The organism is Amycolatopsis magusensis (assembly GCF_017875555.1).
GTDB classification, from domain to species: Bacteria; Actinomycetota; Actinomycetes; order Mycobacteriales; family Pseudonocardiaceae; genus Amycolatopsis; species Amycolatopsis magusensis.
Genome location: NZ_JAGGMS010000001.1, coordinates 7,588,069 through 7,602,432, shown reverse-complemented (window position 1 = coordinate 7,602,432; position 14,364 = coordinate 7,588,069). Strand labels below are relative to the sequence as shown.

Sequence of the window (14,364 nt, the reverse complement as noted above, 5' to 3'; positions counted from 1 at the left end):
CGCACCGGGCTCTTCGGCATTTCGCGGGAGGTTCAGCTGGCGGCCGCCGGCAGCGGCGGCAGCCCGCCGAGCAGGTCGTCCACCAGCTCGGACAGGCTCAGCAGGACGCGCTGCAGCAGGGCGTTCAGCAACGCCGACGCCGGCGGCAGCTGCCGCGCCTGGGTGGTCTGCTCGGCGATCTCGTCGAGCCCGGCCGCGGCCTCCGCCGACTCGTACTTCGCGGTGGCGGCGGATTCCTGCGCGGCCTCGGCCACCGCGTACCGCTCGCCCGCGATGATCTCGTCGAGCAGCGGGTCCAGTTCGGTCAGCGCGACCTCGGTGCCTTCGACGTCCCCGGCGTCGGCCAGCTGCTGGAGCAGGTCCCGCAGATTCTGCACCTTCGCCGCCGCGCTGGTGGTGCTGGTGGCGCCCGTGCCACCACCGGGCGGTCCGGCGACCGCGGCCGCGCTGCCGGTGCCCACCAGCACGAGCGCGATCACCGAAGCCACCGCCGCGATGGCGCGAGAGAGAGGTTGTTCTTCATGCCCGGCTCCTGTCGAGAAGTACGTGGTCTTGACCGCCACATCGTCGCCAGGTCCACAGAGGACTGTCACCTCGAAAGTCCACCGTGGACCTCCACGTGACCGGGCACCCGTTCGCTCCGTCAACGGGCCCGCGGCGGCCCCAGGCCAAACCAGCTATTTCGCGTGAGCGCGCGAAGGCGCCTATGTGACAATTTTTCACTTTGAGTATTCGTTACCACCCGCCCGGGATGATCACGGTATCGGGTGGGTGGTGTCCCCCAATGATCTTCATTTCTTCAGCCTTTGGCGTGACGGGCGGATACGCCTATCCCGGGCTCCGGTACAAGCCCGCGAAAAAGCCCCCGGCGAACCGATCCGGTGATCGGCGCCGAGGGCTTTTGTCGTCCCGATTCGCTCAGCGAACCCCGCCCGGCGGGGCTTTCCGAGGTGCCGCCGGGGGATAGGTGTTCGCCGGCGGCGCGTCCGCGTTCGCCGCCGGGTACCCGGCCATCGCCCCCGGCTTCGGGCCCCGGCGGAACAACCCCGCCAGGCCCAGCAGGCCGACCAGGCCGAGCAGGCCCCACCTGCCGTTGCCGTCGTCGGTGCCGTCGCCGTCCCGGTCGTCGATGTCCGGGTCGGGTGCCTGCTGGACCGCCGCCGGCGCGGGCTCCGCCGCCGCGGCCACCGGGCCGGTGCCCAGTGCCACGGCCAGCCCGGCCAGCACCCCGCAGATCGTCCTGCGCATCCCGTTCCTCCTTCGTCGCTGGTGGTCTACCGGCCCCAGCGGTACCCGGACGGCGGCGGGTCAAGCCCGGGTCAGCGGATCGGGGGAGCGGATCTGCCCGTCCGGCGTCATTCGATGGAACGACGCCGGACGCCGCCGTCGGCACAGCCTGCGACCCGCGGCCAGCCTTCCGGGTGAGCGAAACGAAACGAGTGGGTGCTTTCCCGGCCGGGTGGGTAAGGAACCTTGTCGGTCTCCGTGCCCCGTCCGTATGATTCCCCGCTGGTTCAGCCGAGAGCCACCGGAAGAGTGTGCCGCGCGCGGTAGCCGGCGCCTGCTCGGCCGGCTTCGAAACCCCGAAGGAATACGAAAAATGTTCGACCACCTTTCGGTTTCGGCGCCCGGCGCGGTGTTCACCGCGCGGTTGCTGCCGATTACCGGTGACCGGCTCATCCACCCGGCCGACCGGCAGAACGAACTGGGCCGGATCGTGCTCCGGTGGGGCAGGCAGTGGATCGCCCAGACCTGGGCCGCCGGGGAGCACTTCCGCATCCTCGGCGCCGGCTCCGGGGAGCCGCCGAGGTACGAGGACAAACACGTTCGGGGGTGGCTGTTCCTCCGGCCGGAAATCGGTTCGCTGGCGGAAAAGGTGCGCACCGGCGAGATAGATGTGGCCACCGCGCTGTGTGTGGAGGCCGAAGCGTGGCCCGAATTCGCCGGACCCGGCGCGCGGCGCTGAAACGCACTTTCGGGTGGCGCGGGATTTCGACGGGAATGGACGGGTATTCACCGGTCGGCGGCAATCGCCGCCGCATCGTCCATCGAAAGGATCGAACACCCGATGTCTGTCATCCGACGCGCCCTGGGCGCGGGGGCACTTGTGGTGCCCATGATCCTGCTGTCGGCGGGTCCGTCGACCGCTGATGTCATCCCGCACAACACCGGTGGCGCTTTCTTCGCCGAATCCGGCTCGTACGCCGGGCTCGGCGGTGCCGGCACCTTCGAACTGGCCTCGGCCGTCGACGAAGACGGTGACGCGTGGTACGTCGAGTCCGGCTCGTTCGCCGGCATCGGCGGCGCGTGGGTGCAGGAAACCGCGTCGTCGGCGGAGGGTTCCGACAACGACCACGGCTCCTGGAACCACGATGACTGGGACGAAGAGGACTGGGACGAGGAGGACTGGTACCACGACGACTGGGACCACGACGAGGACTGGTATCACTACGAGACCGAGGACGGCGACGAGTACGACATCGAGTCGTCGATCGTCCACATCCAGGACTCGGGCGACGAGGCCGGCAAGGCCATCGTCGAGGTGCCGTCCGGCGCCAAGGAGTCCGATGAGGAGGAGGCTGAAGAGTCGGAGGAGTCTTCAGTGTCCGAAGAGGAGTCCGAAGAGGTGACTTCGGAGTCCGACGAGATGGACGGACCGGAAGCCAGCTCCTACGAGGAGGGCACCTCGGCCGGCCCGGACGGTGCGGCGACCGGTGGCGCGTACAGCGCCGCCAACGACTACGGCACTCTGCACCACGAGTGGAGCTCGGCGGCCGGCCCGGACGGTGCCGCCAGCAGTGGCGTGTTCAGCGCCGGCGGCCGCTACGGTTCGGTCTACAGTGAGTGGTCCTCGGCGGCCGGTCCCGGTGGGGCTGCCGTGTACGAGGTGAGCAGCGCGGCCGGTCACTCGGTCGACGACTGACGAACCGCGCACCAAGGCTCCGCGTCGGCTCGCGCCGACGCGGAGCCTTTTGCTGCGCGGAGAAACTTTTCGCTTGCGCGTCAAGGATTTTCGCGTTGTCGATCATGGTCGGCCACCCGAACGGGGGACGGCTGCGGTGGTCAGGGGATCGCGACCCCACACGATGGTTGTAAGCGAGTGGAACCGGATGGACCCGATCAGTAGGTTCTCCCTTGCACGGCGCGGAGATCGAATTCTCCCTGCGCCGGACGAATCCCCCCTCTCTTACCTCGAGGAGTTCCCTGTGCTGAAGAAAATCGGCGTCGCCACCGTCCTGACCGCGGCCGGTCTGCTCGCGATGGGCGGCGCCGCGTCGGCCGACGACCACGACGACCAGGTCGGCCTGCTCAACCTGAACAACCTCGACGCGCTGCACAACGTGAACGCCGCCGTGGGCGTGTGCGACAACAACATCAACGTGCTGGGCGTGCAGGTCCCGGTGCACGACGTGCTCAACGGCGTCGGCGTGCCGATCCTGTCCCCGGGTGCCAACGAGGCCTCCGGCGAGGACCCCTACAACTGCGCCTCGGGCGGCATCCTCAGCGGCGGGTCCGTCCAGGACGACTGAAACTTCGCGGTGCGGCGCTCCGGCGCGGGCACCGTGATGACGGTGGTGCCGTGCCCTCCGGCGGGTGCGGCGCCACCGGCCCATGTGAAATCCCCTGAAGTAGATCGAGGAGTTTTTTCGTGTTGAAGAGGATCGGTGTCATCGCGGGTACCGCCGCGGCCGGGCTGGTCATGCTGGGCGGTGTGGCTTCCGCTGACGGCGGTCACACGCTGCGCGTGGAGGACGACGACCAGGTCGGCCTGGCCAACCTGAACAACATCGACGCGCTGCACAACGTCAGCGCCACGCTGGGCGTGTGCGACAACAACGTCAACGTGCTGGGCGTGCAGGTCCCGGTGCACGACGTGCTCAACGGCGTCGGCGTGCCGATCCTGTCCCCGGGTGCCAACGAGGCCTCCGGCGAGGACCCGTACAACTGCGCCTCGGGCGGCATCGAGGACGGCGGGAACGTTCAGGACAACTGACGCCGGTGACGCGAAGGCCCGGGACCTGCCCCGTCCCGGGCCTTCGCCCACGGGTTCGCCCCATCATGGGGACCGGCGATGGACACGGTGGCAGCTGGCCTTCGCCACGCTCAAGCCGTCTCCCAGGCCACCGATGTGAAAATGCACGACGTCGTCTCGATCGTCGTGGCCACCGGCGCCTCCGGCACGCGCGAGCCGCTGCCCGAGTGCGCGGAACCGGTGCTCGCGAGGTTGCGGGAGCTGTTCGCCCAATGCGGCTGAACCCCCGCCGATCTCGAGTTACCGCGTGGTCCTTCTGACCCGCGCCGCCTGCCGCAGCCGCTTCGGCCTCGGTTTCGGTTTCGGTTTCGGACAAACAATTCCCCGTTGTCCGGCCACCTCGTCGAAAATCGCCCGGACCGCCACGTGCCCATCACCGTGGACCTGTTCGGCCGATACCACGGGGCCCCATCCGGCTGGTCCACAGTGGAGCGTGTCCACGGGCGGCCCAACGGCACCGGCCGCCCGGGTGAGCACAGGATTTTCCGACTACTTTGCGTAGGGGTTTCCCGAAGACCAATGATCACCCTTCGTCACCAGTTCGTTATTTTCGGGATGATCTGTCATTCGTCTCGGTGAGTCGAATGCCGGTCTGTGACCGTGTAACGCTGAATTCAACCCTGCCGATACCACCGCGTGTATCGCTCGTGTTCCTACTGAGCGTATACCGCCTGTAGTAACTCTCAGTCATAATTCTGAGGGGCACCTGCTGAGCGTGGGAGGTCCGATGGAAGAGTCGGTGCGGCGGTCATTGCCGGTCAATGATGCGCGGCCCCACATCGGCCTTCCGGCGATCCACCGGCAACCACCGCCGCCGCGCCCGGCGAACACGGCGGACCCGCGGCTTTCCGTCGCGTCCCCGCGCCCGCCGCGCTCATCCGACTGGGAATCGGGCTACCGCGGCCTGGTCGTGCTCGGTGACCTGCTCGCCACCGCCGCCGTGGTCACCGCCGGAGCCTTTGTGCTGCACGGTTTCGGGGCCGCCTGGCCGATGACGCAGTGGCTCGCGCTGGGCACCGTGATCGCGGTCGTGTGCGCGCTGCCCGCCAGCCGCGCGTGGAACCCCAGAGTGCTCGGAGAGGGCGCCGAGGAGTTCCGAAGACTCGGGCGGGGCCTGTTCGCCGCGGCGGTGATGGTCGCACTCGGCGGGCTGCTCTTCGGCGCGCTCGCCGTGCAGCCCTGGGTGTTCGCCGTCCTCCCCGCCGTCGCGCTGGTCTCGTTCCCGCAACGTTATGTGCTCCGCCGCTGGCTGCACCGCACCCGCCGCCGCGGCGGCTGCCTGCTGCCGGTGCTCGCGGCGGGCAGCCCGGAAACCGTGCGCGACCTGATCGCGCGCACCCGCGCCGAATCCCACGTGGGCTGGCGCGTCGAAGCGGTGTGCACCTTCACCGGCGAAGGCGATCCCGGCAGCGGTGAGCTGGACGGGGTGCCGGTGGTCGGCAGGCTCGACGAACTCGCCGACCACGTCCGCCGCGGCGGGTACCGCGTGGTCGCGGTCACCGCCGACCAGTACTGGAGCCCGCGCAAACTGCAGCAGGTCGCCTGGGATCTCGAAGGCACCGCGGCCGAAATGGTGGTCGCGCCGGTGCTGATGGAGGTCGCCGGACCGCGGCTGAACGTCTCCGGGGTGCTCGGCATGCCCCTGCTGCGCGTGACCGCGCCGACCTTCACCGGCGGCCGCCGCCTGGTCAAGGAAGTCGTCGACCGGGTCGGTTCGGGCCTGCTGCTGGCACTGTTCTCCCCGCTGCTGCTGGCCATCGCGGTGGCGATCAAGGCGGGCGACCGCGGCCCGGTGATCTACCGCCAGCGCCGCGTCGGCCGCAACGGCCAGCCCTTCACCATGCTCAAGTTCCGCACCATGGTGGTCGACGCGGACGCCGTGCGCCGCCAGCTGCTCGACGCCAACGAAGGCGCCGGCCCGCTGTTCAAGATGCGCCGCGACCCGCGGGTCACCCGGGTGGGCGGGCTGCTGCGCCGCTACTCCCTCGACGAGCTGCCCCAGTTGTTCAACGTGCTGACCGGCCGGATGTCGCTGGTCGGCCCGCGCCCGCCGCTGCCGGAGGAGACCAAGGCCTACGCCGCCGACGCCCGCCGCCGCCTGCTGGTCAAGCCGGGATTGACCGGGCTGTGGCAGGTCAGCGGCCGCAGCGACCTGACGTGGGCGGAGAGCATCCGCCTCGACCTGCGGTACGTGGAGGACTGGTCGCTGGCGCTGGACCTGGTGATCCTGTGGAAGACCGTGCGGGCGGTGCTGGGTGGTGACGGGGCTTACTGAGGCCGCCCCTGTGACCTGTATCTAGTTGAATTCGAAATAGTCAAGCGCTCAACTACGTTGGCGGAGGTAGTCAGGAATTCACCAGGAAGGACCTCCGCCATGACCTCCACCGACACCCGGACCGGCGCACTGGCGCTCGACGGCGACGGGCAGGACCTGCTGTTCCGCGAGGCTCGCACGGCCAACACCTTCAGCGCCGAGCCGGTCGGCGACGAGCAGCTCAAGGCCGTCTACGACCTGGTCAAGTGGGCGCCGACCTCGATGAACACCCAGCCGCTGCGGGCGATGGTGCTGCGCAGCGACGAGGCCCGCGAGCGCCTGGTGCCGCTGCTGGCCGAGGGCAACCGAGCCAAGACCGCCGGTGCGCCGCTGACGGTGATCCTGGCCGCCGACACCGAGTTCCACGAGAACCTGCCGCGGTTGTTCCCGCACCACCCCACCGCCAAGGACTACTTCGCCGACGAGGACGTCCGCGTCGAGACGGCCAAGGCCAACGCGCTGCTGCAGGTGGGGTACTTCATCATCGGCGTGCGTGCCGCCGGGCTGGCCGCCGGCCCGCTCACCGGCTTCGACGCGCACGGGGTGGACAAGGAGTTCTTCCACGACCGCCCGTGGCGCTCGCTGGTCGTGGTGAACATCGGCAAGCCCGGCGACAACGCCTGGTACGACCGGCTGCCGCGGCTCGACTACGACCAGGCGGTCGACACGCTCTGACCCCGCCGAACGCGGCAACGGCACCGTTGTCGCGTTCGTGAACCACGCCCACGGCCCGTTTGCGCGCTTCTTCCCGCGGAACAGCGCCGTGGGCGTTCGACTCGGGATGAACTGCCCGGGTCACGGCGGCTAGCATCACTGGGGTCATCGGAACACCCCAGTTGAGGAGCACACCGTGTCAGAGTTCTCGCCACCCGCGGCCCCACCGTCCCAGCGCGTGGTGGTCACCGCGGGCACCACGGCGAGCGCCGCGGTCCGGGAAGCCGGGCTGCCTGGCAAGGGCCCCGACGCGATCGTGGTGGTCCGGGACACCGAGGGCAAGCTCCGGGATCTGGCCTGGGTGCCCGAATCCGACACCGAGGTCGAGCCGGTGGCGGCGAACACCGAGGACGGCCGCGCGGTCATCCGCCACTCCTGCGCCCACGTGCTCGCCCAGGCGGTGCAGCAGCAGTTCCCCGAGGCCAAGCTGGGCATCGGCCCGCCGGTCAAGGACGGCTTCTACTACGACTTCGCCGTGGACACCCCGTTCACCCCGGAAGACCTGCAGGCGCTGGAAAAGCGCATGAAGCAGATCATCAAGGGCTCGCAGCAGTTCTCGCGCCGGGTGCTGGAATCGGTCGAGGCGGCCAAGGCCGAGCTGGCGGACGAGCCGTTCAAGCTCGAGCTGGTGGACATCAAGTCCGATGTGGACACTTCAGAGGTGATGGAGGTCGGCGGCGGCGAGCTGACCGTGTACGACAACCTCGACCCGCGCACCAAGGAGCGGGTGTGGGGGGACCTGTGCCGCGGTCCGCACTTGCCGACCACCAAGCACATCCCGGCCTTCAAGCTGACCCGCGTCGCGGCGGCCTACTGGCGCGGCAACGAGAAGAACCCGCAGCTGCAGCGGATCTACGGCACCGCGTGGGAGTCGGCGGAGGCCCAGGAGCACCACCTGGAGATGCTGGCCGAGGCCGAGCGGCGCGACCACCGCAAGCTCGGCGCCGAGCTGGACCTGTTCTCCTTCCCCGACGAGATCGGCTCGGGGCTGGCGGTGTTCCACCCCAAGGGCGGGATCATCCGGCAGGAGCTGGAGAACTACTCGCGGCAGCGCCACGTCGAAGCGGGCTACGACTTCGTCAACTCGCCGCACATCACCAAGGCCGCGCTGTTCGAGATCTCCGGGCACCTCGGCTGGTACAAGGACGGCATGTACCCGCCGATGCACCTGGACGCGGAGTACAACGAGGACGGCACGGTCCGCCGTCCCGGCCAGGACTACTACCTCAAGCCGATGAACTGCCCGTTCCACGACCTGATCTTCCGCTCGCGCGGGCGGTCCTACCGCGAACTGCCGCTGCGGATGTTCGAGTTCGGCTCGGTGTACCGGTACGAGAAGTCGGGCGTGGTGCACGGCCTCACCCGCGTGCGCGGCATGACGCAGGACGACGCGCACATCTTCTGCACCCCGGAGCAGGTGCCCGGTGAGCTGCGCTCGCTGCTCGGCTTCGTGCTCGGCCTGCTGCGCGACTACGGGCTCGACGACTTCTACCTCGAGCTGTCCACGCGGAACGACGAGAAGTACGTCGGCACCGACGAGATGTGGGCCGAGGCCACCGAAACGCTGCGCGCGGCGGCCGCCGACTCCGGCCTGGACCTGGTGCCGGACCCGGGTGGCGCGGCCTTCTACGGGCCCAAGATCTCGGTGCAGGCGAAGGACGCGCTCGGCCGCACCTGGCAGATGTCGACCATCCAGCTGGACTTCAACCTGCCCGAGCTGTTCGAGCTGGAGTACACCGCGGCGGGTGGCGAGCGGAAGCGGCCGGTGATGATCCACCGGGCGTTGTTCGGCTCCATCGAGCGGTTCTTCGGCGTGCTCACCGAGCACTACGCCGGGGCGTTCCCGGCGTGGCTGTCGCCGGTGCAGGTGGTCGGCATCCCGATCGCCGACGAGCACACCGAGCACCTGCGCGGGGTGGAGAAGGCGTTGCGCACCAAGGGCGTCCGGGTCGAACTGGACCTCGGTGACGACCGGATGCAGAAGAAGATCCGCACGCACACCATGCAGAAGGTGCCGTTCATGCTGCTCGCGGGCGGCAAGGACGTGGAGTCGGGCGCGGTGTCGTTCCGGTTCCGCGACGGCGGCCAGCTGAACGGGGTGCCGGTGGACGCCGCGGTCGAGGCGATCAGCGCGTGGATCGGCCGGCGCGAGAACACCTCGCCGTCGGCGGAGAGCTTCGGAGCGGTCCTCGCGTGAGCGACCCGGAATTCGAGGCGCAGGACGGCGTCGGCGTCCCCGACGCGCTGCAGCGGCTGTGGACCCCGCACCGGCTGGCCTACATCCAGGGGGAGAACAAGCCGGAGGGCGATCAGCCGACCGGCTGCCCGTTCTGCCGCCTGGTCGACCTGGACGACGCCGACGCGCTGATCCTGGCGCGCGGCGAGTCGGTGTACGCGGTGCTGAACCTGTACCCGTACAACCCGGGGCACCTGATGGTGGTGCCCTACCGGCACGTGGCCGACTACACCGACCTCACCGCCGAAGAGACGGTCGAGCTGGCGAAGTTCACCCAGCACGCCATGGGCGTGGTTCGGAAGGTCTCGGACGCGCACGGGTTCAACATCGGCATGAACCAGGGCGTCATCGCCGGCGCGGGGATCGCTGCCCACCTGCACCAGCACCTGGTGCCGCGCTGGGGCGGCGACGCCAACTTCATGCCGGTGGTGGGCCACACGAAGGTGCTGCCGCAGTTGCTCAACCAGACGCGCGAACTGCTCGCCCAGGCCTGGGAAAGCGCGTGACCCGCAGCGCGTGAGGGCGGCCGTCCCCCTGGGCGGCCGCCCTCACGACGCGGTGACGGGCACCGCTCAGTCCTGCAGCGCGGCCTCGATCTCGAGGGTGATCTTCACCTTCTCGCCGAGGAAGGCGTTGCCCTCCGGGCCGATGCCGAAGTCGCGGCGGGCCAGGGTGGCCTCGGCGGACACGCCGATGGTGGTGGCGTTGTTGTTCGCCGGGTTCGGGCCGATGCCGTTGAACTCCGCCTCCAGCGTCACCGGCACGGTGACGCCACGCCAGGTCAGCTCACCGTCGATGAGGAACTCGTCGTCGTCGGCGCGGATGCCGGTGGAGCGGAAGACGATCTTCGGGTGGTTCGCCGCGTCGAAGTACTCCTCGGTCTTGAGGTGCTCGTCGCGCGCGCCGACGCCGGTGCTGACGGAGGCGACCTCGATCTCGGCGGTCACCGAGGAGTCGAGAATGCTCTCCCCGGTCACGATCTGGCCACCGAACTGCTGGAAGCTGCCACGCGACTTCGCCAGCCCGAGGTGCTTGACGCTGTAGGTGACCTCGGAGTGGGCGGGGTCGATGTTCCAGGTCCCGGTCACGTAACCAGGGATCTCGGTGGTGGGTGCGCTCATGGAAACGTCCTCCTAGGTTCTGCGAGGGAGCTGTAGTTGAACCCTCAACCACACCGTAGCGAATTATGGTTGAGCGTTCAACCAGGTATCATGGGCGGTATGACCGAACCGAGGTGGCTCACCGATGAGGAGCAGCGGGTCTGGCGCTCGTTCTCGGCCGCCGTCTCGATGCTGCGCGCGCACGTCGAAGGGCAGCTCCAGCAGCAGAGCGGCATGCCGCACACCTACTACGAAGTGCTCGTCGCGCTGTCCGAGGCGCCCGAGCGCACACTGCGGATGAGTGATCTTGCCGACGTTTCCCGATCCTCGCGCAGCCGGCTCTCCCACGCGGTCTCCCGCCTGGAGGCCAACGGCTGGGTCCGGCGCTACTCGTGCGCCACGGACAAGCGCGGGGCGTGGGCGTCGCTGACGCCCGAAGGGTTCGCGGCGCTGGAAGCGGCCGCGCCCGGGCACGTGGAAACGGTGCGGGAGAGCCTGTTCGACCCGCTCACCGGCGATCAGGTGCGGGCGCTGGGTGAGATCAGCGACGCGATCGTCGCCGGGCTCGCGGGCACCTGCGCGGAGGCCAAAGCCAGGGAACTGGTGGAGGAACCCTGCGCCGGCGAACCGTGCGCCGAGGAGCCTCCGGTGCTTTCCGGCGAGCCGAAGGCCGGGACCCGGGGAGTCTCTGGATAGGCTGCGGGGGACCCCACCCTCCTCCAGCTAGGTCCGGCCACCACACTCATGCTCAACATCTTCGCGCGTGCCTCGGTCTCCCGCGTCACCGATCCCATCGGCGCGGTGCTGGTCCGTGCCGGGCTGACCCCGAACGTGATGACCGTGGCGGGCACCCTCGGCGCGATGATCAGCGCGCTGGTCTTCTTCCCGAACGGCTGGCTGCTCACCGGCACGTTCACCGTGTGGGGCTTCGCCATGCTGGACCTGCTCGACGGCGCGATGGCCAGGGCCCGCGGCCACGGCACCCCGTTCGGCGCGGTGCTGGACGCCACCTGCGACCGGCTGGTCGACGGCGCGCTGTTCGCCGCGATCGCCTGGTGGTGCTTCACCATCGGGGACAACCACCGCGCCGCCGCGGCCGCGTTGATCTGCCTGGTGCTGGCCCAGGTCATCTCGTATGTGAAGGCGCGGGCCGACGCCTCCGGGCTGGCCGCGGACGGCGGGCTGGTCGAGCGCGCCGAACGGCTGATCATCTCGTTGGTCGGCACCGGGCTGATGGGGCTGGGCGTGCCGCACGCGGTCGAGGTGTCGCTGTGGCTGCTCGCCGTGCTTTCGGTGATCACCCTGTTGCAGCGGCTGGCCGCGGTGGCCAAATCGGCGCGGGAGGCCGGATGAGCCTCGCCGGCCGGATGACGGACCTCGCCTACGCGGCGGGCTGGCGCGTCTCGCGCATGTTGTCCGAACCGGCCGCCGACGCGGTCTTCTCCCTCGGCGCCGACCTGGCCACCTGGCGCGGCGGGCCGAGCGTGCAGCAGCTGCGCCGGAACCTGGCCAGGGTGGTGCCCCGGGCCGACCAGGCCGAGCTGGACGAACTGACCAAGCGCGCGATGCGGTCCTACGCGCGGTACTGGCGCGAGAGCTTCCGGCTGCCGTCGATGGACCCCGAGGAGGTCCGCGAAAAGGTCGCCTCGGCCATCACCGGCGTGGAGAACCTGGACGCCGCGCTCGCCGAGGGCAACGGCGTGGTGTTCGCCCTGCCGCACACCGGCAACTGGGACGCCGCCGGGGTCTGGCTCACCGGCTACCTCGGCGGGTTCACCACGGTGGTCGAGCGGCTCCGGCCGGAGTCGCTGTTCCGCCGGTTCGTCGCCTTCCGGGAGTCGCTCGGCTTCGAGGTGGTCCCGCTGACCGGCGACAGCGCCGCGTTCCGCGTGCTGCTGAAGCGGTTGCGCGAGAACAAGGCCATCTGCCTGATCGGCGACCGCGACCTGACCCGGTCCGGGATCGACGTGACCTTCTTCGGCGAGCACACCCGGATGCCGCCCGGCCCCGCGCGGCTCGCCGCGACCACCGGCGCCGCGCTGATCCCGGTCGGCTGCTGGTTCACCGAGGGCGGCTGGCAGATCCGGATGCACCCGCGGATCCGGGTGAACGCGCGGGCCGAGGTGCCCGCCGCCACCCAGGCGCTGGCCGACATCTTCGCCGGGGACATCGCCGCGCACCCGACCGACTGGCACATGCTGCAGCCCTTCTGGACCGCCGACTACCCCGGCGGCCGGCCGGAAGAAGCCGAGGCGGGCCAGGCATGAGGGTCGGCGTCGTCTGCCCGTACTCGTTCGACGTGCCAGGCGGGGTCCAGGGGCACGTGGTCGACCTCGCCGAGGCGCTGCTCGAACGCGGCCACGAGGTGTCCGTGCTCGCGCCCGCCGACGAGGACGCCGACCTGCCAGCCTTCGTGCACCCGGCGGGCCGCGCGCTCGGCATCCCGTACAACGGCTCGGTGGCGCGCCTGCAGTTCGGCCCGGTGTCCTACGCACGCGTCCGGCGGTGGTTGCGGGACAACGACTTCGACGTGCTGCACCTGCACGAGCCCGCGGTGCCGAGCCTGTCGCTGCTGGCGCTGAAGATCGCCGACGGCCCGATCGTGGCCACCTTCCACACGGCCACGCCGCGCTCGCGCACGCTTTCGGCGTTCCAGCCGGTGTTGCGACCGTTGCTGGAGAAGATCACCGCGCGCATCGCCGTCTCGGCGCTGGCGCGGCGGGTGCAGGTCGAGCATTCCGGCGGTGACGCGGTGGAGATCCCGAACGGGGTGGACGCCGCGTTCTTCGCCGGCGCGAGCCCGCTCGACGGTTATCCGCGCAGCGGCGGCACGGTCGGCTTCGTCGGGCGGTTCAGCGAGCCGCGCAAGGGCATGGGCGTGTTGCTCGAAGCGTTGCGTCCGCTGCTGCCGGAGTTCCCCGAACTGCGCGTGCTGGTGATCGGCCGCGGTGACGAGAAGGCCCTGGTGCGCGAAGCCGGTCCGGACCTGGCGCCGCACCTGGAACTGCTCGGCCAGGTCGACGACCGGACCAAGGCGCGGGCCCTGCGCAGCGTGGACGTCTACTGCGCGCCCAACACCGGCGGTGAAAGCTTCGGCATGATCCTCACCGAGGCGATGGCGGCGGGCACCTGCGTGCTCGCCAGCGATCTCGACTCGTTCCGCCGCGTGCTCGACGACGGCCGCGCGGGCCTGCTCGCCACCACCGGTGATCCGGCGGCGTGGACGGTCGCGCTGCGTGAACTGCTCGGTGACCCGGCCCGGCGGGCCTCGCTGGCCGCGGCGGCGGGGGAGCGGGTGACCATCTACGACTGGTCCGTGGTCACCACCCAGGTGCTGCGGGTCTACGAAGCGGCGATCGCGGCCGACCCGCGGCGCGTCCGGCCGGACGTGGAGCCGGTCTCGTGACCACCCTGATCGTGCTGCTCGCCGCAGCGGCGGTGGCCATCGTGCTGTTCGGGTTGTTCCTGGTCGCCACGGCCAACCGGCTCGACCGGCTGCACGTGCGCACCGACGCCTGCTGGGCCGCCCTCGACGCGGCACTGGCACGACGGGCGGTGGTGGCGCGCGCGGTCGCCGCGGCCGGGGACCAGTCGGACACGCGAGCCGCGCGCCTGCGCGAGGCCGCCGCGCGCGCCGAAGGAGCCTCGCGCGCCGAGCGCGAGGCCGAGGAGAACGAACTCACCCGCCTCCTGTCCGAAGTGGACCGTTCGGTCCTGCCGACCGGCCTGGCCGACGAACTCGACGACGCCGGTCACCGCGTGGTCATCGCCCGCCGGGTCCACAACGACGCCGTCCGCGACACCCTCGCCCTCCGGCGACGACGCAAGGTCCGCTACTTCAAGCTCGCCGGAACCGCGCCGCAACCGGAGTACTTCGAAATCGCCGAACCCGACCTCCCCGTCTGAATGCTATGAGTGGGGCATTACTTGCATTGAACGCAAGTAATGCCCCACTCATAGCATTCGG

General features: G+C 70.1%; 17 protein-coding genes. 14 read left to right on the top strand and 3 right to left on the bottom strand.

Translation table 11 applies throughout. From position 1 onward, the window contains the following. Positions 1-32 precede the first annotated feature (32 nt). Positions 33-488 carry a hypothetical protein gene (locus JOM49_RS33790; protein WP_209668211.1) on the bottom strand — a complete coding sequence of 152 codons (456 nt, stop codon included), beginning with the start codon at positions 486-488 and terminating at the stop codon, positions 33-35. Positions 489-918: 430 nt separating this feature from the next. Then, on the bottom strand, positions 919-1,248 hold the full coding sequence (locus JOM49_RS33785) for a WGxxGxxG family protein (RefSeq protein WP_209668210.1): 330 nt from the start codon (positions 1,246-1,248) through the stop codon (positions 919-921). 352 nt (positions 1,249-1,600) lie between these two features. On the opposite strand from JOM49_RS33785, the gene JOM49_RS33780 reads away from it, so the two are divergent. From JOM49_RS33780 to JOM49_RS33740, 9 genes are all read left to right on the top strand, one after another. Then, entirely contained in the window at positions 1,601-1,966 is a 366-nt protein-coding gene (locus tag JOM49_RS33780) for a hypothetical protein (protein WP_209668209.1), read from the top strand. A 102-nt stretch (positions 1,967-2,068) separates the two neighbouring features. Next, positions 2,069-2,923: a hypothetical protein gene (locus JOM49_RS33775; protein ID WP_209668208.1), complete on the top strand. Its 855-nt coding sequence runs from the start codon at positions 2,069-2,071 to the stop codon at positions 2,921-2,923. A gap of 283 nt (positions 2,924-3,206) precedes the next feature. Further along, entirely contained in the window at positions 3,207-3,530 is a 324-nt protein-coding gene (locus JOM49_RS33770) for a hypothetical protein (RefSeq protein WP_209668207.1), read from the top strand. Between the two features lie 119 nt (positions 3,531-3,649). Next, the gene (locus tag JOM49_RS33765) at positions 3,650-3,994 is read left to right on the top strand and encodes a hypothetical protein (RefSeq protein WP_209668206.1); all 345 of its coding nucleotides are present in this window, start codon (positions 3,650-3,652) and stop codon (positions 3,992-3,994) included. Between the two features lie 78 nt (positions 3,995-4,072). Continuing rightward, positions 4,073-4,255 (top strand): hypothetical protein, encoded by a 183-nt coding sequence (locus JOM49_RS33760; protein ID WP_209668205.1) that lies wholly within the window; start codon positions 4,073-4,075, stop codon positions 4,253-4,255. A 505-nt stretch (positions 4,256-4,760) separates the two neighbouring features. Continuing rightward, positions 4,761-6,308, top strand: coding sequence for a sugar transferase (locus tag JOM49_RS33755; protein WP_209668204.1), 1,548 nt, complete (start codon positions 4,761-4,763; stop codon positions 6,306-6,308). Between the two features lie 99 nt (positions 6,309-6,407). Beyond that, positions 6,408-7,022 carry a malonic semialdehyde reductase gene (locus tag JOM49_RS33750; protein WP_209668203.1) on the top strand — a complete coding sequence of 205 codons (615 nt, stop codon included), beginning with the start codon at positions 6,408-6,410 and terminating at the stop codon, positions 7,020-7,022. A gap of 217 nt (positions 7,023-7,239) precedes the next feature. Continuing rightward, a complete protein-coding gene (thrS, locus tag JOM49_RS33745) occupies positions 7,240-9,258 on the top strand; it encodes a threonine--tRNA ligase (RefSeq protein ID WP_209671922.1) in 2,019 nt (672 codons plus the stop codon). Beyond that, a complete protein-coding gene (locus JOM49_RS33740) occupies positions 9,255-9,803 on the top strand; it encodes an HIT family protein (RefSeq protein WP_209668202.1) in 549 nt (182 codons plus the stop codon). Before thrS ends, JOM49_RS33740 begins: the two co-directional genes overlap by 4 nt. 66 nt (positions 9,804-9,869) lie before the next feature. Here the strand turns inward: JOM49_RS33740 and JOM49_RS33735 are convergent, their stop codons facing one another. Continuing rightward, on the bottom strand, positions 9,870-10,418 hold the full coding sequence (locus JOM49_RS33735) for a YceI family protein (protein ID WP_209668201.1): 549 nt from the start codon (positions 10,416-10,418) through the stop codon (positions 9,870-9,872). Positions 10,419-10,517: 99 nt separating this feature from the next. Here JOM49_RS33735 and JOM49_RS33730 point away from each other — a divergent pair, with 99 nt between their 5' ends. The 5 genes from JOM49_RS33730 to JOM49_RS33710 are packed head-to-tail and all read left to right on the top strand — an operon-like array spanning position 10,518 to position 14,303. Then, positions 10,518-11,093, top strand: a complete 576-nt coding sequence (locus tag JOM49_RS33730) for a MarR family winged helix-turn-helix transcriptional regulator (protein WP_209668200.1) — start codon at positions 10,518-10,520, stop codon at positions 11,091-11,093. Positions 11,094-11,141: 48 nt separating this feature from the next. Beyond that, positions 11,142-11,750, top strand: a complete 609-nt coding sequence (gene pgsA, locus JOM49_RS33725) for a phosphatidylinositol phosphate synthase (protein ID WP_209668199.1) — start codon at positions 11,142-11,144, stop codon at positions 11,748-11,750. Continuing rightward, positions 11,747-12,664, top strand: coding sequence for a phosphatidylinositol mannoside acyltransferase (locus JOM49_RS33720; RefSeq protein ID WP_209668198.1), 918 nt, complete (start codon positions 11,747-11,749; stop codon positions 12,662-12,664). The genes pgsA and JOM49_RS33720 overlap by 4 nt, the downstream gene beginning before the upstream one ends. Further along, the gene (locus JOM49_RS33715) at positions 12,661-13,803 is read left to right on the top strand and encodes a glycosyltransferase family 4 protein (protein WP_209668197.1); all 1,143 of its coding nucleotides are present in this window, start codon (positions 12,661-12,663) and stop codon (positions 13,801-13,803) included. The genes JOM49_RS33720 and JOM49_RS33715 overlap by 4 nt, the downstream gene beginning before the upstream one ends. Continuing rightward, positions 13,800-14,303, top strand: a complete 504-nt coding sequence (locus tag JOM49_RS33710) for an NUDIX hydrolase (RefSeq protein WP_209668196.1) — start codon at positions 13,800-13,802, stop codon at positions 14,301-14,303. The genes JOM49_RS33715 and JOM49_RS33710 overlap by 4 nt, the downstream gene beginning before the upstream one ends. Positions 14,304-14,364: the final 61 nt, after the last annotated feature.

Excerpts from the sequence above, each read along its gene's own strand:
- JOM49_RS33715 (WP_209668197.1), top strand. The coding sequence starts at position 12,661 with ATGAGGGTCGGCGTCGTCTGCCCGTACTCGTTCGACGTGCCAGGCGGG.
- JOM49_RS33750 (WP_209668203.1), top strand. The coding sequence starts at position 6,408 with ATGACCTCCACCGACACCCGGACCGGCGCACTGGCGCTCGACGGCGAC.
- JOM49_RS33720 (WP_209668198.1), top strand. The coding sequence starts at position 11,747 with ATGAGCCTCGCCGGCCGGATGACGGACCTCGCCTACGCGGCGGGCTGG.
- JOM49_RS33735 (WP_209668201.1), bottom strand. The coding sequence starts at position 10,418 with ATGAGCGCACCCACCACCGAGATCCCTGGTTACGTGACCGGGACCTGG.
- JOM49_RS33775 (WP_209668208.1), top strand. The coding sequence starts at position 2,069 with ATGTCTGTCATCCGACGCGCCCTGGGCGCGGGGGCACTTGTGGTGCCC.
- JOM49_RS33730 (WP_209668200.1), top strand. The coding sequence starts at position 10,518 with ATGACCGAACCGAGGTGGCTCACCGATGAGGAGCAGCGGGTCTGGCGC.
- pgsA (WP_209668199.1), top strand. The coding sequence starts at position 11,142 with ATGCTCAACATCTTCGCGCGTGCCTCGGTCTCCCGCGTCACCGATCCC.
- JOM49_RS33785 (WP_209668210.1), bottom strand. The coding sequence starts at position 1,248 with ATGCGCAGGACGATCTGCGGGGTGCTGGCCGGGCTGGCCGTGGCACTG.
- JOM49_RS33780 (WP_209668209.1), top strand. The coding sequence starts at position 1,601 with ATGTTCGACCACCTTTCGGTTTCGGCGCCCGGCGCGGTGTTCACCGCG.
- JOM49_RS33760 (WP_209668205.1), top strand. The coding sequence starts at position 4,073 with ATGGACACGGTGGCAGCTGGCCTTCGCCACGCTCAAGCCGTCTCCCAG.
- JOM49_RS33755 (WP_209668204.1), top strand. The coding sequence starts at position 4,761 with ATGGAAGAGTCGGTGCGGCGGTCATTGCCGGTCAATGATGCGCGGCCC.